Here is a 24786-nt window from a genome sequence, read left to right as displayed (position 1 = left end):
GATCTTCATTTTTTCTCCACAATCGGCATGCACGATACCGCCATGGCCCGCCGCGTCGTGCGGGCCACGACAAGGAGAAGACCATGAAACCCACCATCCTCGGCATCCTGCTGGGCGCCGTCATGCTGCCCGCGCTGGCGCTGGCGCAGGTTACGGACGAGCACGTCCACGTGAGCATCCACTGCAAGACGGCCACCGGCAAGTGCAAGGCCCCGCCCGTGCCCCCTGTCCCGCCAGCGCCTCCCGCGCCGCCGGCCCCGCCCGCACCGCCCGTCCCGGACATGGGCGAAGCCGGCGTCCCGCCGGCCCTGCCGCCCATCCCGGCCGTGCCCGGCGTGCCGGCCGTCCCCGCACCGCCGCCGCCACCGAAGCTGCCGCCGGTCCCGGCCGAGGCGCACGCGGCCTGCGCCGGCAAACCGGCCGGCAGCGCCCTCACATGGGACCTGGGCGGGGGCGAAGTGATGAAAGGCGTCTGCGCGAAGCGCAACGGCAAGACGGTGTTCGTGCTGCGCAGCTATGAGCTGAACGGATAGGCCTACTCGACGCGCGGGGCGCGTTTGCGGTATGCTGCCCCGCATGTCCGATCCCGTCACACCCCTGCCCGACCCGCGGCCGCTGCCGCCCATCGAACCCGCGCTGGAAGATTGCTGCGGCTCCGGCTGTCCGAACTGCATCTTCGACGTCTACCAGATGCTGCTTGCCAATTACAAGGAAGCGCTGGCGGCGTGGGAGGTGCGGCATCCGGACCTTGCCGGGCAGGAGCCGCAAGCATGACGGCCACCCGCATCCGCCCCGCCACGCCCGCCGACGCCGCCCGCATCTGCGCCATCTACAACCACTATGTCACGACGACGACGGTCAGCTTCGAGGAAGACGCGGTGAGCGAAGCCGAGATGGCCCAGCGCATCGCCGACGTCGGCGCCGCCGGCCTGCCGTGGCTCGTGCTGGAGGTCGACGGCACGCTCGCCGGGTATGCGTACGCGACGAAGTGGCGCGTACGGCCGGCTTATCGATATTCCGTCGAGAGTACGGTTTACCTGGACAAGACGTGTACCGGCCGCGGCCTGGGACGCACTCTCTACGGCGCGCTGCTGGACGAGTTGCGCAAGCGCGAACTGCGCCTGGTGATCGGCGGCATCGCCCAGCCGAACGCCGGCAGCGTCGGCCTGCACGAAGCGCTGGGCTTCCGCAAGGTGGCCCACTTCTCGGAAGTCGGCATGAAGTTCGGCCGCTGGGTCGACGTGGGTTATTGGGAGCTCAAACTCAGTTGATCGTCCGCCGGCAAGGCCGCAGTTGTCGCACCGCCAACATTTCGACTATACTGGAAATATGGAAAACAAAAACGCCATCGCCGCACTCGCCGCGCTCGCCCAGGAATCGCGGCTGGCCACGTTCCGCCTGCTCGTGCAGGCCGGTCCCGAGGGGCTGGCGGCGAGCCGGATCGCGGAAACGCTCGGCCTGCCCGCCTCCTCGCTGTCGTTCCACCTGAAGGAACTGACGCACGCGAACCTCATCGTGTCGCGCCAGGAAGGCCGGTTCGTCATCTATGCCGCGCGCTTCGACACGATGAACGCACTCGTCGGTTTCCTCACCGAAAACTGCTGCGGCGGCACGCCCTGCTCGCGCGACACCTTCCGCTGCTGACTCCCATGACCATGAACGTACTCTTCCTCTGCACCGGCAACTCCTGCCGCTCGCTCATCAGCGAAGCCGTCTTCAACCACCTGGCACCCGCCGGCTGGCACGCCATCAGCGCCGGCAGCCACCCGGCCGGCCGGCTGAACGCACGGGCGCTCGCCCTGCTGGCCGCCAAGGGCATCCCGACCGAGGGTTACTACAGCAAGTCGTGGGACATTCTCCCCGTCACGCCGGACATCGTCGTCACCGTGTGCGACAGCGCCGCCGGCGAAACGTGTCCGGCGTACCTCGGCCAAGTGCTGCGCACGCACTGGGGCGTGGAGGATCCGAGCCACGTGACCGGCACGGAGGACGAGATCGGCGCCGCGTTCGAGCAGGCCTACGCGATCCTGCGTGCCCGCATCGAGGCCTTCCTGGCGCTGCCGCTCGACCGGCTGGCCGGCGACCGCGCCGCATTCAAGGCGGAACTTGATCGCATCGGCAGCCTCGCACCGTGATGCTGCCGGCGCTGCTCATCTTCCTCGCCACGCTGGTCCTCGTCATCTGGCAGCCGCGCGGTCTCGGCATCGGCTGGAGCGCCGCCGCCGGCGCCGCCGTCGCGCTGCTCGCGGGCGTGATCCGCGTGGACGACATCCCGGTCGTCTGGCACATCGTCTGGAACGCCACCGGCGCGTTCGTGGCCATCATCGTCATCAGCCTGCTGCTCGACCGCGCCGGGTTCTTCGAATGGGCCGCGCTGCACGTGGCGCGCTGGGGCGGCGGGTACGGCCGGCGGCTGTTCGTGCTGCTGGTGCTGCTCGGCGCGGCCGTCGCGGCGCTATTCGCGAACGATGGCGCGGCGCTGATCCTCACGCCGATCCTGCTCGTGACGCTGGCCGCGCTGGCGCTGCGGCTTTCCTGACACGACCCATCATGGACAACCTGCCCAACATCGATTTCGAACGCCTCGACCTGCCCACCCAAGCCAAGCTGGAACCCGTCGGCAGCCTCGATCATCCGCCGCGCATCCTGATGCTGTACGGCTCGCTGCGCGAGCGCTCGTTCAGCCGCTTCCTCACGTACGAGGCGGCACGCATCCTCGAACACTTCGGCGCCGACGTGAAGATCTTCGATCCGATGGAGTTGCCGATGGTCGGCAGCGTGCCGGAGACGCATCCGAAGGTCGTGGAACTGCGCGAACTATGCCTGTGGTCCGAGGGCCAGGTGTGGTGCAGCCCGGAACGCCACGGCGCCGTCACGGCCGTCATGAAGAACCAGATCGACTGGATTCCGCTCGAACAGGGCGCGGTGCGGCCCAGCCAGGGACGCACGCTTGCCGTGATGCAGGTCTGCGGCGGTTCGCAATCGTTCAACGTGGTCAACACGCTGCGCCTGCTGGGGCGCTGGATGCGCATGTTCACGATCCCGAACCAGTCGTCGGTGCCGATGGCGTACAAGGAATTCGACGACGCCGGCCGCATGCGCCCGTCCGCCTACTACGACCGCCTCGTCGACGTGATGGAGGAACTCTACAAATTCACGCTGCTGCTGCGCGGCCGCACGGACTACCTGACCGACCGCTACAGCGAACGCAGCGAACGGGCGCGCAAGGCCATCGACCGCCAGATCGGCAAGCTGTAGGGCGCACAACGTTCCCCAGCGAACAGTCGACCGCCGGCCCCGTCATTACGATGGATGCATCCGCTGCATTCCGGAGAGGCCGCTATGTTCGATATGGATCTTCCCTGGTGGGAATTTGTTGCGCGGGGCGCGCTGGTCTATGTTGCCCTGCTCGTCATGGTGCGATTGTTCCGGACGGCGCACGATCAGCCAGCTGACGCCGTTCGACCTGCTCGTCGTGATGCTGCTGTCGGAAGCCGTGTCGAACGGCTTGTCGGGCGGCGACGATTCCGTCAGCGGCGGCCTGATCATCGCGGCCACGCTGATCGTGCTGAACGCGGGTATCGGGATGCTTGCAGCCACCAGCCATCGCATGGAATCCCTGCTGGACGGCGACTCGCTGCTCATCGGCCGCGATGGCGTGTTCTTCGACAAGGTCCTGCGCCGCAATCGCGTGGGCGAGTCGGACGTCCGGCAGGCCCTGCGCCAGGCCGATTGCGCGCAGCACGAGATGCAGTGCGCCTTCCTCGAGGCCGACGGCAGCATCACGATCATGAAGCGGCCGCTGGCCACGGATCCGGTGCGCACCTGACCATCAAAACGCGTAGCCGGCGCCGAGCAGGAACACGTCGGAATCGCGCTCGTAATTCGTGATGACGCGGCTCCACGTGAGCTGGCCGCGCCAATGGTCGTCGATGCGGTAGCGCATGCCGATCGACGCGATCGGCGCCACGTGGTTCTCGCGCGCCGCGTGGGGATCGGTGCGGTCGAGCTGGTCGCGCATGGCGTAGGCGCCGAAGCCCATCTCCAGCACGGTGCGCTCGGTGAACGGGCGCAGCAGCCACACCTGGGCCGAGACGCCCTTGCGCTTGGCCGCGTCCACCTTCCCTTCATTCATCAGGATGACGCTGCCCTCGACATTCGGCGTGAACGTGCGCCGATACTCCAGGCCCGTCGACGTCGACGTCTCCGACTTGAAGCTGTTCACGATCGAGCGCCCCGTGAGCAGCATGACGAGGTTGTCGCCGCGGTCGGCGTTTTCCAGCCGGATCGGGCGCGGCACGCTGCCCAGTTCGTAGCCCATGCCGACCATCAGCATCGAGCTGTCGTGCGACGTGATGCCGTGCGTATGCGACAGGCGTGCCTCGACGTAGGCGCGCGAATGCAGGTGGTAGACCGCGTTCACGCTCATCAGCTGGCCCCAGCCGTGCTCGTTGCGGTAGTCGCCCAGGGAGCCATTGCCCGTCGTCGTGTCGAAGTAATAGTAGGGACCGAAGCCGGCGCCGAACGACCAGCCCCGTTGCGGGACGGCCGTATGCGCCCACAGCTGGGCGCCGAGACCGTCGCGGTGGTGGAGCTTCGGATGGCCTTCGTTCAGGTAATCGGCGCTCACCGAGAAGTACTTGTGCAGGTGCTGCGTATAGCCGACGTTGACCGCGAACGAGGTATTGCCGGCATCCGTGTCGGCGCGCATGGCACCGGCCAGCAGGGACGCGTCCTGGGCGTGGGCGACGGAGGAAATAGTGAGAAGCGTAAAGATGCTGTAAAGATAGTGCATGAATGGGGTCAATTAGGATCAGTTGCCGATTATGCCAAGCTTTCCTAATCTCAGTCGCCCGCGGGCACTATCTCAACCGTATGGTGTGAGGCCGCCCATGTCTTCAGTGCTAAGTTTTTAGTCAGCACCCCAGGACGGGGTGCGCGCAGGACTTTTGTTTAACAGGAGGTACTCCATGAAACGTGTTCTGTCCGTACTCGCACTGGCAGCGGCATCCACCGCCGTCGCCGTGCCCGCCGGCGCCGCGCCGGCCGACCCGAGCTATCGGGCCGTCGCCAGCGGTGCGCTGGAAAGCCCGCCCAACCCCTCGCCCGGCACCAGCCTCGTGACGATCGACCTGGGCGGGAAGGAAATGTTCGTCGACATGCCGTTCCGCGACCTGGACGGCACCACCACGGATGCCCATATCCATTGCTGCACCGGCACGGCCTTCACGGGCGTGGCACCCGTGGCGGTGCCGTTCCAGGACTTCCCGATGGGTGTCACCGCGGGCACCTACAGCAAGGCCATCCAGCTGGATGACGCGATGTCCTACGATCCCGCCTTCGTGAGCACGCACGGCGGCACGGCGTCGAGTGCCGAAACGGCCCTCATCGACGCCATCAACGCCAACGAGGCCTACGTCAACATCCACACGAGTCTCTATCCGAACGGGGAACTCCGCGGCTGGCTGGTGGCCGCACCGCCCGTGCCGGAGACGGCCGAGTGGTCGATGCTGGCCGTGGGTCTCGCCGGGTTGATGTGGATGAGCCGGAGACGGCCGATGGTGTGAGGTGGATGGTTGATGCGGGGAGGCATCAACTTACATGCAACGCCGCCCACGCGGGCACCGCGACCCGCCAGAATGCTTCCAGCGACCCTGGCTCGCCCACTTCCAGCCCGAGAAACCCCGCCGATTGCCGCAACGCGGCCACTGCAGCTTCTTCGTCCCCCGGCCGCACGGCCAGCGCCCCCGTCTGCTTCGACAGTTTTTCGCCATTCGCATTGCGCACCACCGGCACGTGCAGGTAGCGCGGCGTCGCCACGTTCAACAGCCGCTGCAGGAAGATCTGGCGCGGCGTGGAATCGAGCAGGTCGGCGCCGCGCACGACGTCCGTCACGCCCTGCTCCGCATCGTCCACGACGACGGCCAGCTGGTAAGCCCAGTAGCCATCCGCGCGTTTCAAGACGAAATCGCCCGACTCGCTGGCCAGCCGCTGCGTGACGACGCCGGCCACGCGGTCCTGGAACGTGATCACGTCCGCGTCCGCCTCCGGCACGCGCAGGCGCAGGCTGCGCGGACTGCGGCCCGGCGCGAGGCCGTGGCGGCACGTGCCCGGGTAGATGGCGGCGCCGTCGGGCGCGACGCCCAGGCGCGAATCGGCGATCTCGCGGCGGTTGCAGCCGCACGGGTAGACGTGGCCGGCGAGGCGGTCGTACGCGGCCTCGTACAAGTGCTTGCGGCGGCTCTGCCACACGACCTCGCGGTCGGACTCCATGCCCAGCCGGTGCAGCAGGTCGAGGATCTCCGCGGCGGCGCCGGGCACGCTGCGGCCCTCGTCGATGTCTTCGATGCGGATCAGCCAGGTGCCGTGGTGGGCGCGCGCATCCAGATAACTGGCCAGCGCGGCGACCAACGACCCCGCGTGCAGCGGGCCCGTGGGCGATGGAGCGAAGCGGCCGACGTAGCCGCCGTTGGATCGGGTGTTCATCGGCGCAACCATAACATACGCCCCTGCCTTGATCCATATCGGGCAATATTGAGAATCGTATTGAGAATGATTCGCGTTTACGTTATGCTGCGTTCCCGTCGTTATTGAGAAGGCAAGCCGATGAACGCGATACCGAAACTGCTCAACCCCGTCGATCACGCCCTGGACGCCGTTGCCGCCGAGCTGGCCTCGTCCGACGCCCGCCGGCGCAGCCTGCAGAGAACATTGCAAGCCCTGTTCCGCGAACGCCTCCTGAACCGGGACCAGCTGATCACGGAGGGCGCGGTATCGTGGCTGCCGCTGTGGGCGCAACAGGGCATGCTGCGTTTCGAGGGCCTGAGCCTCGGCCGCATCGGCGATTGCCGGCTGGCCGGGGGCGTGTCGTACTACGCGACCGGGGAACGGCCGCAGCCCGTCGTGCACGCGGCCGCGCTGCTGGCCTGCGTGGCGCCCTCCCTGCCGGGCCAGGGCGCGGACCTGCAACGGCTCATCCACGAACTCGACAACAGCCTCGCCAACGACGTGCTGTGCCTCGGCTACCGCCGCGGCTGGGCGCGGGCGCTGCGCGCCGAACTGGGTAAGGCCGACACCCATTTCATCGCCGCGCTGCGCAAGTCCGGCCATGCGAATCCCGCCCTGCTGCTGGAGCAATGGGGCACGCTGGGCCATCCGTGGCATCCCACGTTCAAGACCAAGCTGGGATTGTCCGCGGACGAGGTCACGGCCCTGTCGCCGGAATTCCAGCCGACGCTGGCCGTGCCGCTGGCCGCGATCCGCGTGGACAAGGCGCACGTCACCTTCTCGACCGGCGACGGCGATTACCTCGCGTGGTTCGGCCGGCACTTCCCGCAGCCGCTGCTACGCTGGAAAGTCGCCCTGGCGGCGCTGGGCAAGTCGCCTTCCGACTGGCTCCCGCTGCCGCTGCATCCCTTCCAGGCCGGCAGGGTGATTCCGGAAAAATTCGCGGCCGAGATCGCGCGCGGCGACCTGCTGCTGCCGGACGACGTGGCGCTCGACGCGACCCCGACCATGTCGTTCCGCACCGTCGTCCCGGCCGGCTCGCCGGCCTTGCCGCACCTGAAGCTGCCGGTGTCGCTGCGCCTGACGAGCGTACAGCGGACCGTGTCGCCGAAGTCCGCCGTGATGGGACCGCGCATCACGCGCCTGCTCGCAACGATCCTCGACGCCGAAGCGGGCTTCGGCGGCACGCTCGACATCGTGCGCGAGGATGTCGGCCTCTACTACCTCGACCCGGACGGCATCGATGACCGCGCGCGCCACCTGGCGATCCTGTATCGCGCCAATCCGATGGCGAAGGCGGACGGCGCACGCTTCCCGGTCCCCGTCGGTGCCCTGTTCGCGGAATCGCCGTTCAGCGGCCGGCCGCTCGTCACCGAGGCCGTCGCGCTCGCATACGGCGACCATGCCGCAGGCGCCGTCGCGTACTTCGAGCGCCACGCGCGCACCGTGCTGACGGCTCTGCTGTCCGCGTATCTCGTGTACGGCATCGCGTTCGAAGCGCACCAGCAGAACAGCTTCGTCATGCTCGACGCGGACTACGCGCCCGTGCAGCTGCTCGCGCGCGACTTCGGCGACCTGCGCATCCACGGCCCCACCCTGCGCGGCGCGGGCCTCGCGATCGACGCCTACCGCGCCGGCGCCACCGTGTACGAGGACGACGGCCCCGTGCGCGACAAGCTGCTGCACGCCGTGCTGTTGTGCCACCTGTCCGAACTGGCGCTGCTGCTGGCGCGCGCGTACGGCCATCCCGAGCATCCGTTCTGGGACGTCCTGCGGCGCGAGATCGACGCCGTGTTCACGGCCTTGCGCGGCCGCGTCGACGCGGCCCGCTGGCACGCCGAACGCGCGGCGCTGCTGGAGCACGAGTGGCCCGCGAAAGCGTTCCTGCGCATGCGCCTGTCCGATACGCAGGACGACGTGCACGGCACCATGCCCAATCCGCTCGCATGACCACCACGCGCTGGCTGTTCGCGCTGCAGCTCGTGGCGATGGGCGCCATGGAGATGAGCGGCCCGTTCTGGCCCCTGCACCTGCGCCGCGTGGGCGAGCTGTCGCCGCACGCGCTGGCGTGGGTCAGCGCCATCGCCTACGCGGGCCCGATGGCCATGGCGATGTGCACGACGCCGTGGTGGGGCCGCCTCGGCGACAGGGTCGGCCACAAGCCGATGCTGCTGCGCGCGCTGCTCGCGCTGGCGGCCACGCAGTGGTGGATCGCGGCGACGGACAGCGTGGCCGTCATCCTGTCCGTGCGCCTGCTGCAGGGCGCCCTCGCCGGCTATATCGCGGCGGCTCAGGCCTATGGCGCGCGGCTCGTGACGCGCGCGGCGCGCGGCGCACTGATGTCGCAGTTGCAGGCCGCGACGGCCATCGGCTCCGTGACAGGTCCGGTGATCGGTGGCTGGCTGTTCGATGCCCAGGGTTTTACCAGCGTGAACGTGTGGGCCGGTGCGGCGTGCCTGCTGTGCGCGGCGCTGGCCTCGTTTGTCCTGCCGGCCGTCGCGCCGCTGGCCACGCGGTCCTCCGGCGTGCGAGAGCGGAAGGCGGCGCTGCCGGCCGGGCTGCATGGCCTGCTGCTCGGTATCGTGCTGGTGCAGGCCGGGAAGATGATGCCGCAGACGTTCTTCGGCCTGTATGCCGACGAAGTCCTGCACGTATCGAACCGCGTGACGGGCCTGTGCTATGCCGGCACGGCGCTCGGCCTGTGCGTGGCCGCGCCGTTCTGGGCCCGGCGCTTCGCGCACCTGGCGCATGCACGCGTGCTCGCGCAGGTCGAATGGATTCTCTGGGCCTGCGTCGCCATCGTCGCGGTGCAGGCCCTCGCGACGAACATCGCCGTGTTCGTGCTGGCGCGCGTGCTGTGGGGCGTGTGCCTCGCCGCGCTGCTGCCCGTCTTTTACGGCCTGCTCTCGCGCGCAGCGGCGGACGACCAACAGGGCCGCGTGCTCGGCGCCGGCAACGGCGCCGCCAAGGCCGGCGCGCTCGTCGGCGCCGGCGCGGGCGGCCTTGCGCTCGCGTGGGTGCCGCTGTCGGCCATGTTCTGGACCGTCGTCTTGCTGTACGCCGTTGCCGCCATCGGCATGCGCGCGATCCGGACCCGGTCGTCCGATTTCCAACACCTTCAAACAACAACAGGAACATCATGAAACAAGTACTGCGCCCCCTCCCCTGCCTCGTCGCCCTCGCCTGCAGCGTGTGGACGCCGGTCCGTGCCGAAGAACCCGCGATGCCGGAAGTCGTCATCCGCGACCGGAAGATCGACACCGGCTCGTACGAAATCACCGAGACCAACACCGCCACCAAGATCGACGTGCCGCTGCGCGACATTCCGCAGACCGTCAACGTGGTGCCGGCCGTCGTGCTGCACGACCAGAACGCGCTGTCGCTGCAGGACGCGCTGCAGAACGTGCCGGGCCTGTCGTTCTCCGTCGGCGACGGCCAGCGCGACCAGGTGACGATCCGCGGCTTCTCGGCGATCAGCGACCAGTTCGTGGACGGCGTGCGCGACGACGCGCTGTACTTCCGCGACCTCTCCAACATCGAACGCGTCGAAGTGCTCAAGGGGCCGGCTTCCGTCCTGTATGGCCGCGGCTCGGCGGGTGGTCTCGTCAACCGCGTGACGAAGAAGCCGCTCGCGAATCCGCTGCTGGAGGCGGGCGTCACGCTCGGCTCGCACGGACAGCGCCGCGGCGAGTTCGACGTCGGCGCGGCCAACGACGACAAGGGCGCCCTGTTCCGGATGACGGGTGCGGTCGAAGACTCGACCGGTTTCCGCGACCGCTACTTCCTGCGCCGCCAGGCCCTCGCGCCGTCGGCCACGTTCAAGCTGTCGCCCGCCACGACGCTGACCCTGCAAGCGGACTACCTGCACGACAAGCGCCTGGCCGACCAGGGCGTGCCCAGCTACCACGGCCGTCCCGTCGCCGTGCCGGTCGAGACCTATTTCGGCGCCGCGAACGCCACCGCGCGCGCTTTCGTGCAGAGCGACGTGAAAAGCGCCACCGCGACGCTCGACCACGCGTTCACGCCCGACCTGAAGCTGCATACGGTGCTGCGCGCGTACGACTACGCGCTCGACCGGAACTACACGTCGATCGGTACCATCAAGGACGGCGCCAACCCGACCGTCTCCATCGGCCAGAGCCACCGCCTGCGCGACGAGGACGGCCGCTACCTGCAGAACGAACTCTCCCAGACCGTCGACTGGGGCACGACGAACCACAAGCTGCTGTACGGCGTGGAACTCGGCCGCCAGAACAAGAGCGAGGTGCTCCGCTCGCGCAACAACGTGGCGACGTACAACCTGTTCCACCCCGTGCTCGTCGACCTGCCGGTGCTGCCGGATAGCGTCGCACCCGGCGCGGATAACCAAAACCGCGTCGACATCGCTGGCCTGTACCTGCAGGACCTCGTGGCGCTGACGCCGGAATGGAAAGTCCTGGCCGGCGTGCGCTACGACCGCCTGAAGCAGGACCGCGACGACCGCACGGCGAAGAACATCGACCTGCAGCGCACGGACGACACCTGGTCGCCGCGCCTGGGCGCCGTGTACCAGCCCGCGAGCCGCGTGGCCGTCTACGCCTCGTGGAACCGCTCGTTCCAGCCGATCGCGGACTCGTTCACGTTCCGCGCCAACAGCGACACGTTGAAGCCCACGCAGACCGTCAACAAGGAAGCGGGCGTGAAGCTCGACCTCAGTGCCCGTTCGAGCCTGACCGCGGCGCTGTTCGACATGACCCAATCGAACATCCAGGTCGCCGATCCGGCCAACACGAACTTCTCGTTGCCCGTCGGCCGCCAGCGCACGCGCGGCCTGGAACTGAGCTTCATGGGCGAGATCGCGCCGGGCTGGGATGCGATCGCCGGCTATGCGAACATGCGCGGCACCATCGAGGACTCGACGGAGCTGACGTCCGCCGGCAAGCCGTTCGAAGGCAACACGGCCGCGCTCACGCCGCGCCACACGTTCAACGCATGGATCAAGCACCGCCTCGATGGCCACTTCTGGGTCGCCGCCGGCGGCCGCGCGGAATCGAGCCGCTATGCGTCGCCGGACGACCTGACGACACTGCCGGGCTATGGCGTCCTGCAGCTCGGCGCCGGCTACGACAGCGGCAAGGTCGACGTCACGGTCACGGTGCGCAATCTGCTCAACCGGACTTATTTCGTGTCCGCGCACAGTGGCGCCAACGACTACAACATGCCGGGCGAGCCGCGCACGGTACTGGTCAGCGCGCGCTACCGCTTTTAAAGGGCGTTTTTATGTCAAACTAGCGCCATGTGCGTCAACTACCGCCCCCCGCTGCCCGAACAACTCGACATGGTGCTCGGCACCCTCGTCGACCTGTACCGCGACTGGGACTGGCCCAGCGAAACGTGGAAGGATTACACGGCCCCGATCGTGCGCGCGGGGCCGGACGGCGAACGCGTGCTGCAGCTCGCGAGCTACGGCATGGTCCCGCGCCGCCACATCCCGGCCGGTGTCAAACCGTTCGACACGATGAACGCGCGCGCCGAATCGCTGGGCGAAAAGCGCTCGTTCGCCCCGGCCTGGCGCCGTACCCAGTTGTGCGCCGTGCCGATGACCTGTTTTTATGAGCCCAACTACGAGAGCGGCCGCGCCGAACGCTTCGGCATCGGCATGCGGGACGACGGCGTGTTCTTCGTGGCGGGCCTGTGGCGCGAGTGGTCGGAGGCCGACGGGACGATCGCGGCGTCGTTCACGCAGATCACGATCAACGCGGACGATCATCCGCTGATGCGGCGCTTCCACAAGCCCGACGACGAAAAGCGCGCGCTCGTCGTGCTGCCGCCGAGCGACGTCGACGCGTGGCTGCACTGCCGCGATCCGGAGCTGGCGCACAGCTTCCTGCGGCCTTATCCGGCGGAAGAGATGAAGGCATGGGCTGCGCCGAAGACGCCCGTGAAGAAATCGCCGCCGCCGTCGGCGCCGCAGAACCTCGAGTTATTCTGATCCGAACTGCCCGGCCAGTACCCGCGTGGCGGGCTCCGTAGCAAGGGGGCGGTAGTAATAATAGCCCTGCACGAGGTCGCTGCCCATCTCGCGCAACAGCGCCAGCTCGGCTTCGGTCTCCACGCCTTCCGCCACCACGTCCATGCCGAGCGCGCGGGCCAGCGTCAGGACCACCTCGACGATCTGGCGCTTGTCGTCGTGGCAATCGAGCTTGCTGACGAACGAGCGGTCGATCTTCAGCGTGTCGATCGGCAGGCGGCGCAGGTAGCTGAGCGACGAGTAGCCGGTGCCGAAATCGTCCAGGCTGACCCGCACGCCCAGCGCCTTCAATTGCGCGAACGCGGCCAGTGCCCTTTCGGCGTCCGCCATCACGGCGGTTTCGGTCAGCTCGAGCTTGAGCGTGGCGGGCGCGATGCCCGTCTCGGCCAGCACATGCGTCACCACGCCGACGAGGCCCTCGTCCGTGAACTGGACCGCCGACACGTTCACGCTCATCGTCAGGTGCATGTCGAAGGCCTGCTGCCAGTCGCGCAGCTGGCGGCACGCCTCCCCCAGCACCCATGCGCCGATCGGCTCGATCAGGCCGGTTTCTTCGAGGATCGGGATGAACCGGGCCGGCGGCACGAGGCCATGTACCGGATGGCGCCACCGCAGCAGGGCTTCGAAACCGCGCACCCGGCCGTCGAGCGGGGCAACGATCGGCTGGTACTCCAGGAAGAACTCCCGGCGGTCCATCGCGTAGCGCAGATCGGCTTCCATCCGCAGGCGGCTCACGGCAGCCCGCTGCATGGCCTGGTCGAACATCATCCAGCGCGCGCGCCCGGTGCGTTTGGCGTGGTACATCGCGATGTCGGCATCGCGCACGATGTCCTCGACGTGGGCGTAGCCGGTCGCGCTCAGGGTGATGCCCACGCTGGCGGTCACGAACACGCGCTGATCGGCCACGTCGAAGGGTTCGGCCAGCACGCTCATGATGCGCTCCGCAACCAGGATCGCATGTTCGGCGCTGCCGACCTGGTCGAGCAGGATCACGAATTCATCGCCGCCGAGACGCGCGACCAGGTGCTCGTGCGCGAACGCGACATCGCGCGCCACCATGTCGTTCTGGCGCAGGCAGGCCGACAGTCGCCGGGCCGCAGCGATGATCAACTGGTCGCCGCACTGGTGTCCCAGGCCGTCGTTGATCGACTTGAAGCGGTCCAGGTCCACGAACAGCACGGCGAAATGGTCGCCCGGCTTGCGCCGCGTACGCTGCAGCAGGTGCTCGAGACGTTCCAGGAACAGCCTGCGGTTGCCCAGCTGCGTCAGGGGATCGTGCAGCGCATTGTGCATGAGCTTGTCCCGCGCGCGGCAACGCTCGAACACGCGGCCGAGCTGCGTGCCGACCTGGGCCATCAGGCGCAGCAGCGATTCGTCCGGCGCCTCGCGCTTGCGGCTGAAAAACTTGACCACCGCGACCACTTCGCTGGCGATCATCACCGGAAACGCGACGAGCGAAGCAAACCCCGCGCCGACGATCAGTGGCAGGCGCGGCAGCTCGACCGTGCCCGTGCCATCGGTGGCCACCCATTCCGGCCTGCCGCTCAGCGCGACCCGCCCTGGCAGCCCGACGCCGGGCGCGAACATGTCGGCGTCGGTGCGCGTTCGCAGTTCCTGGACCGGACTGGCCCCGTTGCGCGCAGCCTCGTCATACCAGATGCCGGTGGCGTTGAGCCGCTGCTGCCCTCGCGGCCCCGACACCAGCCACAGGGTGCCGAGGGGCGAACTCGCATAGCGACACATTGCCTCGAGCGCGCGCGCCATCGCGGCATGGACGTCGTCCGCCTCGTTGGCGGCCACCGCGATACTCTCCAGCAGGGCAATTTCTTGCTGCCGCTGGTACAAATCACGCAGGCCCCGCTCGGCGATCGCCTCGGCTTCATGGCGCGCGGCCGCTTCGCGCCGCACGCGCCGCTGGAGGCGGGCGATCTCCGCCGCGGCTTCCGCATTGTCGAGCCCGTTCATGCCGGCTCGAAGCGCACGTGGAACTCGCAGCGGCGATCGCCGCGGTGCATGCATTCGTGCTGTTCGAGCTCGATCCGCTCGCCGAAAAGCGTGGCGGCGCCGTGCATGAACCCATCGGCAAGCGCACACAAGCGGCGGGGGGAGTCGTAGCCGATCTTCAGCACGCCGGCGACGCTCGTATCGAAAGCGAAGACGGGCATCCGCGCGCCGGGATAGAGCTTGCAGACCTCGGGATGAATGATGTTGTTCAGGCTCAGCAGGAAACTGCGCACGTTCGCATGGCTGTCGAAGATCACCGGGTAACGCCGCGCCAGCAGCGGCATCGCCCTGCGTCCAAACCAGCGCAACACGGTATCTTCCGGTATGTCCAGGGCGTCCGCTGCCGCACGCACCAGGGCCGCAATCTCGGCGTCGTCGTAACTGCCGAGCGATGTATAGGCGCCTTCCAGTCCTGCCGCATCGAGCAGCCGATCCCACGCGGCGTCGCCGTATGTGCTGCTGACGGCCTCTTCCAACAAATTAAAAACGATACCTTTCACTGCGCTCCCGTCGTGCCGTATTGCCGAAATGATTATTTCTGTTGAATTATATTAATAATACAATCGAACTAAATCAATCCTTAATGCGCTCTCTACGGGATATCCACAGTGAATAGTGCGCTATCTACCTTGATTCGGCCGTTTTCACCACCTCGATCACCTTCTTCGCCGCCTCGTTCGGCACCGCCAGCGACAGCTGGTAATGCACGATCTCGAACCCGGCCGGCGTCCTGCGGATGACGCCGCTGGCCATGCAATGGCCCATGTTTTCCGTGTCGAGCAATTCGTCGAACCAGATCATCGATCCATCCGCCGTCGCGTAGACATTGCGCCGCGTGGGATGAAAGACCCACGCGGCCTGCTTGCCCTCGAAGTACTTGCGGCCCCACTCGCGGAACGCGTCGCGCTGCCACAGCTCGGTGCGGTCCGTGCCGATATAGACGCCGTCCGGCGCCATCTTGTCGAAGTAGCGCATGCGCGCGTGCGCGGCGTCGTCGTGCCAGCCGTCGACGAACGCATTGACCTGCTGCGCGAGGGCCGGGTCGACGCCGGCGGCGTGCGCGAGGCCGGCCACGAACAGGCAGCAGGCGAGGATGAGCGATTTCATGGTCTTGATGTCCTCATGTGGCCAGGATCGGATGCACTTCGGCCGAGCATAGCGAAATGGTGCAATTGCGTCCACCGGGACGGAGCACGCGGTGCTCGCGCGGGCGCGCGGAATCGTGGATAATTCCCGCCATGAACGATACTACCCAACTCCCACCCCTGCCCGACCGCCTGTCCATCGACCCGAAGAGCCCGCACCATGACGCGGAAGTCTTCAAGCACCCGGTCGGCATCCGTTTCAACGGCAAGGAACGCACGGACGTCGAGGAATACTGCCTGAGCGAAGGCTGGATCAAGGTCGCCGCCGGCAAAACCCTGGACCGCAAGGGCCGCCCGATGCTGATCAAGCTGAAAGGTACGGTCGAGGCGTATTACGCCGTCTGACCATTCATCGATAACGTGGACATGCCAAGGCCGCCGGGGCGATCCGGCGGCCTTTTCATTTTCGGCACATCTTACATTCCGATACCAATTTTTTGCATATATGCCAACACTTCCTGCTCGACGCCTTCATGTCGTTTCAGGTTGGCGTAATCGGCACGCAACTGGCGGTACAAGTCGACACTGACATGCAGCGCCCGCAGGCAGTCCGCCTTCGTACAGGAGGGGACCGTTTCCCGCAATGCGGCTGCGAAGTCCGGGTCCGCAGTTTCCAACCTGCGTACTCCTTGAGGCCGGGCACCCGCTCTGCGTAGTGCGAGTGGACCCAGTACATTGGACCGGACGTAGTTGATCATGTCGATGGCCTCGAAAATTTCTCCGCGGCCGATCTTCGACGCACCGTAGTGCATCCAGATCCAAAAACGTTCATCGATCCAGGCAATGTCTGGCTGAGGATAAACGCCACGACCTTGCGAGAGTGCGCCAGAAACGCGTTCGTCCCTCTGCCAGAGAACCGCGGGCTCCTCGACCCGGACATGCGCATCGGCCAAGGAAACGAACTTGAGATCGACGTGTATCAAAGGCGACCCATACAACGTGATGAGTACGCGTGGTTCCCCGACATGCTCGCCAGTGAATCCTGCCAGGTAGGTGCCAAGTTCTCGCGCGATCGCGACACGGTCGCGCAATACCTCATCCTGCTTGCCAGGCTCCGTGATGACGACCAGGTCCAGGTCCGAGAACTCATCCATATTATCGGTCAGGTAGGAGCCTGCGGCTGCTAACCCAAGAATCCTGGAATCTTCTGGTAACACACGCAATGCCACGTCGATGAATGCTCGATGGGCTTCAGGTAGCGTCTTTGGATAATGAGTAGGCATGATCGAAAGAAGATCCAAAACTGACAGCCTATCCGACAACACAACAGCAAATGTCTGATTTTCGTAGCGCGCCCCGCATCAACATATCCTCATCCGGCTGTATTCGCGCAGTCCGGAAGCGTGATCCGGTGCTGCTCGCCATGATGCCCGCGGCGACCACCAACCTGCCCCGCGATGCCGGCGACCGCATCGTCGTGCGCCTGCACGGCGACGCACCGGAAGACGCCAAGGAACGGATCCTGCGCGATGCCGACGTGTTCGTGCCGCCGGCCCGCCACGCGGGCTTCTGCGTCCCGATCGTGGAAGCGCTGGCCGCCGGCTGCAAGGTCATCGCGTACGACAATTCGAACACGCCGGCCGTGACGGGTGGCCTTGCCAGCCTGGTGTCCCTGGTCAACGTCGACTGAATGACGCCTGCAGGCAGTCCAGCGCCTGCAGGTACGCCTCCCGCAGCGCGTCCACGCGCGCCGCGTCGGCGCGGGCGGCGATGAGCGCAAGGCCGCTGCCGTGCGCGTGGTCGACGAGGATATCGCGCCACAGCAGGTGCGCCGGCGTGACGGCCGCGAGCAGCGCGGTCAGGCGGTCCGTGATCTCGCGGCTCGCGCCGGCGAAGGCCGCCGGCTCGGCAAAGATCGCGAGCGTCAACTGCGGGTGCGCGACGACGGCGTCGTGATAGCGCGTCAGCAGCGTCCGGATCCCGTCGATGGGACCGGCGGCCGCGTCGACACCTTGCAGCACGTCGCCATACAACCGGTCCGACAACGCCCGCAACAGCCCGGCGCGGTCGGTCACGTGGTGATACAGGCTCATCGGCGTCACGCCCAGCCGCGCCGCCAGCGCGCGCATCGTCAGGCCGGCGTCGCCATCCTCGTCCAGCAGGTCCAGCGCGGCATCCAGGATGGCGTCGCGCGTGACGCCCTGCCCGCGCGCGGGCCGGCCGCGCGGGCGCGTCATGGCAGCACGCGGTACGTGGATTGCACGAGGCCCGACGGGAAGCTGCGGCTGGCGACGAGGGCCAGGTCGCGGTCGGCCGCGAGTGCCCCGAACAGCGGCCGGCCCGCTCCGATCAGGACGGGCACCGTCGTGATGACCATGTCCTCGATCAGCCCGGCGCGCAGGAATGCCTGCACGACCTGGCCGCCGTCCACGTAGACCCGGCGGACGCCGTCCTGCTCCAGGGCGCGCATGGCATCGGGCGGTGACAGGTCCGCGAAACGCACCTTGCCGCGCAGGCGGTCGGGAACGGGCGTACCGGCCAGTTGGCGCGACAGCACGAGTACCGGCCGGTCGTACGGCCAGGGATCGAACGTCGCGACCTTCTCGTAGCTGCCGCGGCCCATCACGATCGCGTCCTTGTCGGCGATGAACGCATCGTAGCCGTGGTCTTCGTTCGGCTCGTCGCGGGCGAGCAGCCAGCCGATGTCGCCGTCGGGGCGCGCGATGTAGCCGTCCAGGCTCGTGGCGATGAATACGTGTCCGGTCGTCATGAAGTCTCCTTATTTATACACTGTATATTTTATACGAAGGCGTAAAAAAAGCGAGCCCGCAGGCTCGCTTTCCGACGACGGGACAGGTCGATTAACGCTTGTCGATGGTCGGCACGTCGCGGACGGTCGAACCGACGAACAGCTGGCGCGGACGGCCGATCTTCTGTTCCGGATCGGCGATCATCTCGTTCCACTGGGCGATCCAGCCGATGGTACGGGCCATCGCGAAGATACCGGTGAACAGCGAGACCGGGATGCCCAGGGCCGACTGCACGATGCCCGAGTAGAAGTCGACGTTCGGGTACAGCTTGCGCGACACGAAGTAGTCGTCGTTCAGGGCGATCTTTTCCAGTTCCATCGCCAGCTTGAACAGCGGGTCGTCCTGCAGGCCCAGTTCGTTCAGCACTTCGTGGCAGGTTTCGCGCATCAGCTTGGCGCGCGGGTCGAAGTTCTTGTACACGCGGTGACCGAAGCCCATCAGCTTCACGCCCGAGTTCTTGTCCTTGACCTTCTCGATGAAGGCCGGGATGTTCTCGACCGAGCCGATTTCCTTCAGCATGTTCAGTGCGGCTTCGTTCGCGCCGCCGTGTGCCGGGCCCCACAGGCAGGCGATGCCGGCTGCGATACACGCGAACGGGTTGGCGCCCGACGAACCGGCCAGGCGGACGGTCGAGGTCGATGCGTTCTGCTCGTGGTCGGCGTGCAGGATCAGGATGCGGTCCAGGGCGCGGACGAGGACGTCGTTGACCTTGTACTCTTCGCACGGGTTACCGAACATCATGCGCATGAAGTTCGCGCTGTACGACAGGTCGTTGCGCGGGTACACGAACGGCTGGCCGATCGAGTACTTGTATGCCATGGCGACGAGGGTCGGCAGCTTGGCGATCAGGCGGATGGCCGAGATCTCGCGCTGCTTGGCATCGTTGATATCCAGCGAGTCGTGGTAGAACGACGCCAGGGCGCCGACGGTACCCACCAGCACCGACATCGGGTGCGCGTCGCGGCGGAAGCCGCGGAAGAAGAATTGCATCTGCTCGTGGACCATCGTGTGCTTGGTCACGGTGGCGACGAATTCTTCCTTCTGCTTGGCGTTCGGCAGTTCGCCGTTCAGCAGCAGGTAGCAGGTCTCCAGGAAGTCGCAGTTGACGGCCAGTTGCTCGATCGGGTAGCCGCGGTACAGCAGCTCGCCCTTGTCGCCATCGATGTAGGTGATGGCCGACTGGCAGGCGGCGGTCGACATGAAGCCAGGGTCATAGGTGAACTTGCCGGTCTGGCCGTACAGCTTGCGGATGTCGATGACGTCCGGGCCGATCGTGCCTTTGTAGATCGGCATGTCTACCGATGGGCTGCCGTCCGAGAACGACAGGGTGGCTTTGGTATCAGAGATGTTCATGGCACTTCCTTCTTTGGGAGGTGAGTCTACAAGACAAAATAAAACGAAATCTTCCGGTTTCGCTCAGGCTTGCCGCAGCCGCGCCACCAGGGCGCGGACGTGCGGGAGGTCGACCTCGCCTTCGGGCTCGGCGCGCCCCAGCAGCAGGTCCATCAGCGGGTTATCCGCCAGGTCCAGCAAACGGGTCAGCGCATCGACTTCCTCGTCCGTCATGGTTTCTTCATGCGCATCCAGGAAGCGCGTGAGGATCAGGTCGTTCTCGAGCAGGCCGCGGCGGGCGCGCCAGCGCAGGCGGGCACGGTTGGCGGGGTCGGATTGATGCGTATTCACACTAGAGTCCGTTGTTGGGTCAACACTATACTCCGGCTGCCGGATGCCGGCAGTACGGTAGTTTTACTGGGTTGTAGGGTGGGCTCCCCGAGCCCACGCGGAAGCCAACATGTCGCAGGCGTCACGCGTGGGCGGAGGCCGCCCACCCTACTCAGATCGCGCGGCGTACCAGCAATTCCTTGATCTTGCCGATGGCCTTGTTCGGGTTCAAACCCTTCGGACACACGTCCGTGCAATTCATGATCGAGTGGCAGCGGAACAGGCGGTACGGGTCTTCCAGGTTGTCCAGGCGCTCGTTGGTCGCCTCGTCGCGCGAGTCGGCGATGAAGCGGTACGCCTGCAGCAGGCCGGCCGGACCGACGAACTTGTCCGGGTTCCACCAGAACGACGGGCACGACGTCGAGCAGCACGCGCACAGGATGCACTCGTACACGCCGTCGAGTTCTTCGCGCTCTTCCGGCGACTGCAGACGCTCCTTTTCAGGCGGGATCGAGTCGTTGATCAAATACGGCTTGATCGAGTGGTACTGCTTGAAGAAGTTGGTCATGTCCACGATCAGGTCGCGGATGACCGGCAGGCCCGGCAGCGGACGCAGCACGATCGGCTGCGTCAGCTCGTTCAGGTTCGTCGTGCAGGCCAGGCCGTTCTTGCCGTTGATGTTCATCGCGTCCGAGCCGCACACGCCTTCGCGGCACGAGCGGCGCAGGGCCAGCGAGTCGTCGACGTCGGCCTTGATGCGCTGCAGCGCGTCCAGCAGCATCTTGTCGGTGTCTTTCAGCTCGACGGTGACGTCTTGCATATAGGGCTTCGAATCCTTGTCCGGATCGTAGCGGTAAATCTTCAGGTGGACTGTGCGTGCCATGTGTTACCTCATATTCTTTAATCGTAGGGTGAGCACCCCGTGCCCACGTGACGCCAACGAGCCGCGAACGTCACGCGCGGGCGGGGGCCGCCCACCCTACCGGGACAAGTGCTTAGAACGTGCGGGGCTTCGGTTTGAACGTGTCGACGGTGAGCGGCTTGGTCACGACCGGCTTGTAATCGAGACGGTTGCCTTCCGAGTAGAACAGGGTGTGCTTCATCCAGTTCACGTCGTCGCGCTGCTCGTAGTCGCTGTGGGCGTGGGCGCCGCGCGATTCCTTGCGCGCCGCGGCCGACACGACGGTCGCCTTGGCCACTTCGATCAGGTTGTCCAGCTCGATCGCTTCGATGCGCGCCGTGTTGAACACCTTCGACTTGTCCTTGAACGAGACGTGCTTGCGGCGCTCGTCCAGGGCCATGATTTCCTTGACGCCTTCGTCCATCAGCGCCTGGGTGCGGAACACGCCGCAGTGCTTCTGCATCGTCGCGCGGATCGCGTTGGCCACGTCCTGCACCTTCTCGCCGCCGGTCGAGTTTTCCAGGCGGTTCAGGCGGCCCAGCGCGTAGTCCGCGAAATCCTTCGGCAGCGCGCGGTTGCCCTGCTCCTTCAGGTTCTGCGCGACGATGTGGTTGCCGGCCGCGCGGCCGAACACGACGAGGTCGAGCAGCGAGTTCGTGCCCAGGCGGTTCGCGCCGTGCACCGACACGCACGAGCATTCGCCGATCGCGTACAGCCCATTGACGACCTTTTGCGAACCGGTGCCGTCAGGCGTGACGACCTGGCCGTGGATGTTGGTCGGGATGCCGCCCATCTGGTAGTGGATGGTCGGGACGACGGGAATCGGTTCCTTGGTCGCGTCGACGTTGGCGAACTTGTGGCCGATCTCGAGAATCGACGGCAGGCGCTTGCGGATCGTGTCCGCGCCGATGTGGCGCAGGTCCAGCAGCACGTGGTCCTTGTTCGGGCCCACGCCGCGGCCTTCCTTGATTTCCTGGTCCATCGAGCGCGAGACGAAGTCGCGCGGCGCCAGGTCTTTCAGGGTCGGCGCGTAGCGCTCCATGAAGCGTTCGCCGTTGCTGTTGATGAGGATACCGCCCTCGCCGCGCACGCCTTCCGTGATCAGCACGCCCGCGCCGGCCACGCCGGTCGGGTGGAACTGCCAGAACTCCATGTCCTGCAGCGGGATGCCGGCACGTGCCGCCATGCCGAGGCCGTCGCCGGTGTTGATGAAGGCGTTGGTCGACGCGGCGAAGATACGGCCCGCGCCGCCCGTGGCGAACACGGTCGTTTTCGCCTGCAGCATCATGACGTCGCCCGTTTCCATTTCGAGCGCGACGACGCCGAGGACGTCGCCGTCGGCGTTGCGGACCAGGTCCAGCGCCTGCCATTCGACGAAGAAGTGCGTGCGCGAGCGGACGTTACGTTGATACAGCGTGTGCAGCAGCGCGTGGCCGGTACGGTCGGCCGCGGCGCAGGCGCGCTGCACCGGCTTCTCGCCGAAGTTCGCGGTGTGGCCGCCGAACGGACGCTGGTAAATCGTGCCGTCCGGGTTGCGGTCGAACGGCATGCCGAAGTGTTCGAGCTCGTACACGACCTTCGGGGCTTCGCGGCACATGAATTCGATGGCGTCCTGGTCGCCCAGGTAGTCCGACCCCTTGACGGTGTCGAACATGTGCCAGTACCAGTCGTCCTCGCTCATGTTGCCGAGGGATGCGCCGATGCCGCCCTGCGCCGCGACCGTGTGCGAGCGGGTCGGGAACACTTTCGACAGCACGGCCACGTTCAGGCCCGCTTCGGACAGTTGCAGCGCCGCGCGCAGGCCGGAACCGCCGGCGCCGACGATGACGACGTCGAAATGGCGGACAGGGATGTTGGTGTTGATTGCTGCCACGATTACACGCTCCAGAGAATTTGCACAGTCCAGGCGGCGCAGGCGAGCAGCCAGAGCACCGTGGCGATCTGCAGGGTCAGGCGGATGCCGACCGGTTTGACGTAGTCCATCCAGATGTCACGGATGCCCACCCACACGTGGTAGAACAGGCCGAAGAACGTGACCATCGTGAAAAGCTTGAACCACTGGCGGGCGAACAGACCGGCCCAGCCTTCGTAGGTGAAGTTTTGCCCGGTCAGGAACGAGACCAGCAGGATGACGGTGAAGATGACCATCACGATGGCGGTGACGCGCTGGGCCAGCCAGTCGCGCATGCCGTAGTGCGCGCCGACGACGAGGCGGCGCTGTCCGATATTCTTGGGGGTAGCCATGATTAAAACACTCCGAACAGTTTGAGGGCGACCAGCAGGGTCAGCGCCAGGGCGACGACGAGCACGTAGCGCGCGGTGCGCTGCGCCGCGTCCTTGTCCAGGGCCATGTGGTTGTCCATGAACAGGTGGCGGATGCCGGCGCAGAAGTGGTGCAGGTAGCCCCAGGACAGGCCCAGGATGACGATCTTCGTGAACGGATGGCTGACGATCCCGGCGAAGTGCGCGAACGAGATCTCGGAACGGATGCTCTGCTCGAACAGGTAGAGCAGGAACGGCAGGAACAGGAACAGCACGAAGCCGCTGATACGGTGCAGGATCGACACGATGGCCGACGGCGGCTGCCTGTAGTTCATCGTGATATCCGTAATGTTCACGTTACGGATCGGCTGCCCTCTTTTTTGCGCGTTCTTCACGGCTTCGGACATTGGAACACCTCCCTTAAAGCGTTTATTTATATTGACCCCGGACCACGCCGGTTGCTCTTCGACGCTTGCCCAAAATCAAGGCATTGTAATCGCTGCAAGCGATTCATGCAGCAGCATAGATCCGCCGCAAAAACAATTCACGACAATTCGTTTTGGTAATGATGCTTGGAGGTCAGATACAGCCCGCGCCGCAACTCGACCGCCTTGTCTCCATAGGTGAACGACACCCGGTCCGCGCACAGCAGCGGCGTTCCTTCCGGGACTTTCAACGCCTGCGCCGTCGGTGCATCGGCCGCCACCGCCCGGATCTTTTCCGACGCGCGGATCATGCGCGTGCCGAATTCCGATTCGAACAGTCCATACATCGGGCCCTTGTATTCCGCGAGACGCTCGGCCGTCAGTCCCTTGAACAACTGCCCCGGCAGCCAGAGTTCTTCCAGGATCGTCGGCGCGCCGCCGTCGCTCATCAGCCGTTTGATATAGACGACCGCGTCGCCCGATTTCAGGTCGAGCAGGCGCGCCACCTCGGCCGGCGCACGGATGCGCTTCACCTCGATGTATTCGTGATCGAAATGCTGGGGGACGCCCTCGTCGGGCATCAGCTTGAGGAAACGGAAGTGGGCGCGCGCCTCGTTGTGGGTCGCGACGAACGTACCTTTACCCTGGCGGCGCACGACGAGGTGCTCGGCGGCAAGCTCGTCGATGGCCTTGCGCACGGTGCCCTGGCTGACCTTGTAGCGGCCGGCCAGCTCGACTTCGCTGGGGATCAGCTCGCCAGGTTTCCATTCGCCGGACTGCAGGCTCTGCGTGATGAGCGCCTTGATCTGCTGGTAAAGTGGAGAGAATGTGGGGGAAGGCGCCGCGCCGCCGACAGCGCTGCCGGCGCTCGTAGTCGTGGCGCCATTGCTGTTCGGATTGGACGGGGCTGGGTTCATAGACATCGATTTTTTCATAAATCCCATTGTCCGTCCAGTGGAGAAACCCTCAGATTATGTGTCTTATATAAGACATATGATATGAATTGACAGATGGAATCGTACGGGCATACACTCGCGATCGATCGAGCGTGGGCGCCCCGCCTGTCGGCAACCGTCGCACGCCCGGCTCGTGGGTAGTGCTTTTGGTATGATTGCAGTTT

28 protein-coding genes and 2 pseudogenes are annotated in these 24786 nt (G+C 66.1%); 15 read left to right on the top strand and 15 right to left on the bottom strand.

Annotated elements, in window-relative coordinates:
• The first annotated feature begins 83 nt into the window (after positions 1 to 83).
• The 8 genes and pseudogenes from ACL58G_RS12860 to ACL58G_RS12825 all read left to right on the top strand — a co-directional run bounded on the left by ACL58G_RS12860 (position 84) and on the right by ACL58G_RS12825 (position 3829).
• The gene (locus ACL58G_RS12860; RefSeq protein ID WP_440967209.1) at positions 84 to 533 is read left to right on the top strand and encodes a hypothetical protein; all 450 of its coding nucleotides are present in this window, start codon (positions 84 to 86) and stop codon (positions 531 to 533) included.
• A 43-nt stretch (positions 534 to 576) separates the two neighbouring features.
• Positions 577 to 774 carry an oxidoreductase-like domain-containing protein gene (locus ACL58G_RS12855; RefSeq protein WP_440967208.1) on the top strand — a complete coding sequence of 66 codons (198 nt, stop codon included), beginning with the start codon at positions 577 to 579 and terminating at the stop codon, positions 772 to 774.
• Positions 771 to 1271 carry an arsinothricin resistance N-acetyltransferase ArsN1 family B gene (locus ACL58G_RS12850; protein ID WP_440967207.1) on the top strand — a complete coding sequence of 167 codons (501 nt, stop codon included), beginning with the start codon at positions 771 to 773 and terminating at the stop codon, positions 1269 to 1271. Before ACL58G_RS12855 ends, ACL58G_RS12850 begins: the two co-directional genes overlap by 4 nt.
• Positions 1272 to 1329: 58 nt before the next feature.
• Positions 1330 to 1644 carry an ArsR/SmtB family transcription factor gene (locus ACL58G_RS12845; RefSeq protein WP_440967206.1) on the top strand — a complete coding sequence of 105 codons (315 nt, stop codon included), beginning with the start codon at positions 1330 to 1332 and terminating at the stop codon, positions 1642 to 1644.
• 11 nt (positions 1645 to 1655) lie between these two features.
• Complete coding sequence (locus tag ACL58G_RS12840; protein WP_440968025.1) at positions 1656 to 2135, top strand: arsenate reductase ArsC; 480 nt, start codon at positions 1656 to 1658, stop codon at positions 2133 to 2135.
• Positions 2135 to 2521: pseudogene (locus tag ACL58G_RS12835) on the top strand (ArsB/NhaD family transporter); the annotation flags it as partial. The gene ACL58G_RS12840 and the pseudogene ACL58G_RS12835, both read left to right, overlap by 1 nt.
• A 29-nt stretch (positions 2522 to 2550) precedes the next feature.
• Positions 2551 to 3258 (top strand): arsenical resistance protein ArsH, encoded by a 708-nt coding sequence (gene arsH / locus ACL58G_RS12830; protein ID WP_440967205.1) that lies wholly within the window; start codon positions 2551 to 2553, stop codon positions 3256 to 3258.
• Positions 3259 to 3342: 84 nt separating this feature from the next.
• A pseudogene (locus ACL58G_RS12825) lies at positions 3343 to 3829 on the top strand (DUF421 domain-containing protein).
• A gap of 3 nt (positions 3830 to 3832) precedes the next feature.
• Here ACL58G_RS12825 and ACL58G_RS12820 read toward each other — a convergent pair.
• The gene (locus ACL58G_RS12820; RefSeq protein ID WP_440967204.1) at positions 3833 to 4795 is read right to left on the bottom strand and encodes a hypothetical protein; all 963 of its coding nucleotides are present in this window, start codon (positions 4793 to 4795) and stop codon (positions 3833 to 3835) included.
• Between the two features lie 175 nt (positions 4796 to 4970).
• Between ACL58G_RS12820 and ACL58G_RS12815 the strand changes: the two genes are divergently transcribed.
• On the top strand, positions 4971 to 5567 hold the full coding sequence (locus tag ACL58G_RS12815; protein WP_440967202.1) for a CHRD domain-containing protein: 597 nt from the start codon (positions 4971 to 4973) through the stop codon (positions 5565 to 5567).
• Positions 5568 to 5592: 25 nt separating this feature from the next.
• Here the strand turns inward: ACL58G_RS12815 and gluQRS are convergent, their stop codons facing one another.
• Positions 5593 to 6486 carry a tRNA glutamyl-Q(34) synthetase GluQRS gene (gene gluQRS / locus ACL58G_RS12810; RefSeq protein ID WP_440967201.1) on the bottom strand — a complete coding sequence of 298 codons (894 nt, stop codon included), beginning with the start codon at positions 6484 to 6486 and terminating at the stop codon, positions 5593 to 5595.
• 120 nt (positions 6487 to 6606) lie between these two features.
• On the opposite strand from gluQRS, the gene ACL58G_RS12805 reads away from it, so the two are divergent.
• Genes ACL58G_RS12805 through ACL58G_RS12790 form a run of 4 tightly spaced genes read left to right on the top strand, consistent with a single transcriptional unit; the run spans position 6607 to position 12478 of the window.
• Positions 6607 to 8457, top strand: coding sequence for an IucA/IucC family protein (locus ACL58G_RS12805; protein WP_440967200.1), 1851 nt, complete (start codon positions 6607 to 6609; stop codon positions 8455 to 8457).
• Positions 8454 to 9650: an MFS transporter gene (locus tag ACL58G_RS12800; RefSeq protein WP_440967199.1), complete on the top strand. Its 1197-nt coding sequence runs from the start codon at positions 8454 to 8456 to the stop codon at positions 9648 to 9650. Before ACL58G_RS12805 ends, ACL58G_RS12800 begins: the two co-directional genes overlap by 4 nt.
• The gene (locus ACL58G_RS12795) at positions 9647 to 11755 is read left to right on the top strand and encodes a TonB-dependent receptor (RefSeq protein WP_440967198.1); all 2109 of its coding nucleotides are present in this window, start codon (positions 9647 to 9649) and stop codon (positions 11753 to 11755) included. The genes ACL58G_RS12800 and ACL58G_RS12795 overlap by 4 nt, the downstream gene beginning before the upstream one ends.
• A 27-nt stretch (positions 11756 to 11782) precedes the next feature.
• Positions 11783 to 12478, top strand: a complete 696-nt coding sequence (locus ACL58G_RS12790; protein ID WP_440967197.1) for an SOS response-associated peptidase — start codon at positions 11783 to 11785, stop codon at positions 12476 to 12478.
• Here ACL58G_RS12790 and ACL58G_RS12785 read toward each other — a convergent pair.
• From ACL58G_RS12785 to ACL58G_RS12775, 3 genes are all read right to left on the bottom strand, one after another.
• Positions 12470 to 14482, bottom strand: coding sequence for a putative bifunctional diguanylate cyclase/phosphodiesterase (locus tag ACL58G_RS12785; protein ID WP_440967196.1), 2013 nt, complete (start codon positions 14480 to 14482; stop codon positions 12470 to 12472). The two genes, ACL58G_RS12790 and ACL58G_RS12785, sit on opposite strands and share 9 nt — an antisense overlap.
• Positions 14479 to 15021 (bottom strand): heme NO-binding domain-containing protein, encoded by a 543-nt coding sequence (locus tag ACL58G_RS12780; RefSeq protein WP_440967194.1) that lies wholly within the window; start codon positions 15019 to 15021, stop codon positions 14479 to 14481. The genes ACL58G_RS12785 and ACL58G_RS12780 overlap by 4 nt, the downstream gene beginning before the upstream one ends.
• Before the next feature lie 124 nt (positions 15022 to 15145).
• Positions 15146 to 15628 carry a nuclear transport factor 2 family protein gene (locus ACL58G_RS12775; RefSeq protein WP_440967193.1) on the bottom strand — a complete coding sequence of 161 codons (483 nt, stop codon included), beginning with the start codon at positions 15626 to 15628 and terminating at the stop codon, positions 15146 to 15148.
• A gap of 131 nt (positions 15629 to 15759) precedes the next feature.
• On the opposite strand from ACL58G_RS12775, the gene ACL58G_RS12770 reads away from it, so the two are divergent.
• Positions 15760 to 16011, top strand: coding sequence for a DUF3297 family protein (locus ACL58G_RS12770; RefSeq protein WP_413341783.1), 252 nt, complete (start codon positions 15760 to 15762; stop codon positions 16009 to 16011).
• 71 nt (positions 16012 to 16082) lie between these two features.
• On the opposite strand, the gene ACL58G_RS12765 is transcribed toward ACL58G_RS12770, so the two are convergent.
• Positions 16083 to 16889: a nucleotidyltransferase domain-containing protein gene (locus tag ACL58G_RS12765; protein ID WP_440967191.1), complete on the bottom strand. Its 807-nt coding sequence runs from the start codon at positions 16887 to 16889 to the stop codon at positions 16083 to 16085.
• Positions 16890 to 17017: 128 nt separating this feature from the next.
• Here ACL58G_RS12765 and ACL58G_RS12760 point away from each other — a divergent pair, with 128 nt between their 5' ends.
• Positions 17018 to 17296 carry a glycosyltransferase gene (locus ACL58G_RS12760; RefSeq protein ID WP_440967189.1) on the top strand — a complete coding sequence of 93 codons (279 nt, stop codon included), beginning with the start codon at positions 17018 to 17020 and terminating at the stop codon, positions 17294 to 17296.
• Here ACL58G_RS12760 and ACL58G_RS12755 read toward each other — a convergent pair.
• The 9 genes from ACL58G_RS12755 to ACL58G_RS12715 form a co-directional block, all read right to left on the bottom strand.
• Entirely contained in the window at positions 17283 to 17843 is a 561-nt protein-coding gene (locus ACL58G_RS12755) for a TetR/AcrR family transcriptional regulator (RefSeq protein ID WP_440967188.1), read from the bottom strand. The two genes, ACL58G_RS12760 and ACL58G_RS12755, sit on opposite strands and share 14 nt — an antisense overlap.
• Complete coding sequence (locus ACL58G_RS12750) at positions 17840 to 18376, bottom strand: dihydrofolate reductase family protein (RefSeq protein ID WP_440967186.1); 537 nt, start codon at positions 18374 to 18376, stop codon at positions 17840 to 17842. The genes ACL58G_RS12755 and ACL58G_RS12750 overlap by 4 nt, the downstream gene beginning before the upstream one ends.
• Positions 18377 to 18467: 91 nt before the next feature.
• Complete coding sequence (gltA, locus tag ACL58G_RS12745) at positions 18468 to 19769, bottom strand: citrate synthase (protein WP_413342146.1); 1302 nt, start codon at positions 19767 to 19769, stop codon at positions 18468 to 18470.
• Positions 19770 to 19832: 63 nt separating this feature from the next.
• Complete coding sequence (locus ACL58G_RS12740; RefSeq protein ID WP_036240314.1) at positions 19833 to 20099, bottom strand: FAD assembly factor SdhE; 267 nt, start codon at positions 20097 to 20099, stop codon at positions 19833 to 19835.
• Between the two features lie 151 nt (positions 20100 to 20250).
• Positions 20251 to 20961 (bottom strand): succinate dehydrogenase iron-sulfur subunit, encoded by a 711-nt coding sequence (locus ACL58G_RS12735; protein WP_413342144.1) that lies wholly within the window; start codon positions 20959 to 20961, stop codon positions 20251 to 20253.
• 112 nt (positions 20962 to 21073) lie between these two features.
• Positions 21074 to 22852 carry a succinate dehydrogenase flavoprotein subunit gene (gene sdhA, locus ACL58G_RS12730; protein ID WP_413342142.1) on the bottom strand — a complete coding sequence of 593 codons (1779 nt, stop codon included), beginning with the start codon at positions 22850 to 22852 and terminating at the stop codon, positions 21074 to 21076.
• Between the two features lie 2 nt (positions 22853 to 22854).
• A complete protein-coding gene (sdhD, locus tag ACL58G_RS12725; protein ID WP_036240800.1) occupies positions 22855 to 23223 on the bottom strand; it encodes a succinate dehydrogenase, hydrophobic membrane anchor protein in 369 nt (122 codons plus the stop codon).
• A gap of 2 nt (positions 23224 to 23225) precedes the next feature.
• The gene (sdhC, locus tag ACL58G_RS12720; RefSeq protein ID WP_440967185.1) at positions 23226 to 23648 is read right to left on the bottom strand and encodes a succinate dehydrogenase, cytochrome b556 subunit; all 423 of its coding nucleotides are present in this window, start codon (positions 23646 to 23648) and stop codon (positions 23226 to 23228) included.
• A 137-nt stretch (positions 23649 to 23785) separates the two neighbouring features.
• Positions 23786 to 24583 carry a GntR family transcriptional regulator gene (locus tag ACL58G_RS12715; RefSeq protein ID WP_440968023.1) on the bottom strand — a complete coding sequence of 266 codons (798 nt, stop codon included), beginning with the start codon at positions 24581 to 24583 and terminating at the stop codon, positions 23786 to 23788.
• Positions 24584 to 24786: the final 203 nt, after the last annotated feature.

This window comes from Massilia sp. GER05 (genome assembly GCF_052056005.1).
GTDB classification, from domain to species: Bacteria; Pseudomonadota; Gammaproteobacteria; order Burkholderiales; family Burkholderiaceae_D; genus Telluria; species Telluria orientalis.
The sequence above is the reverse complement of the archived record's forward strand: the minus strand, read 5'-3'. Positions and strand labels throughout refer to the sequence as shown.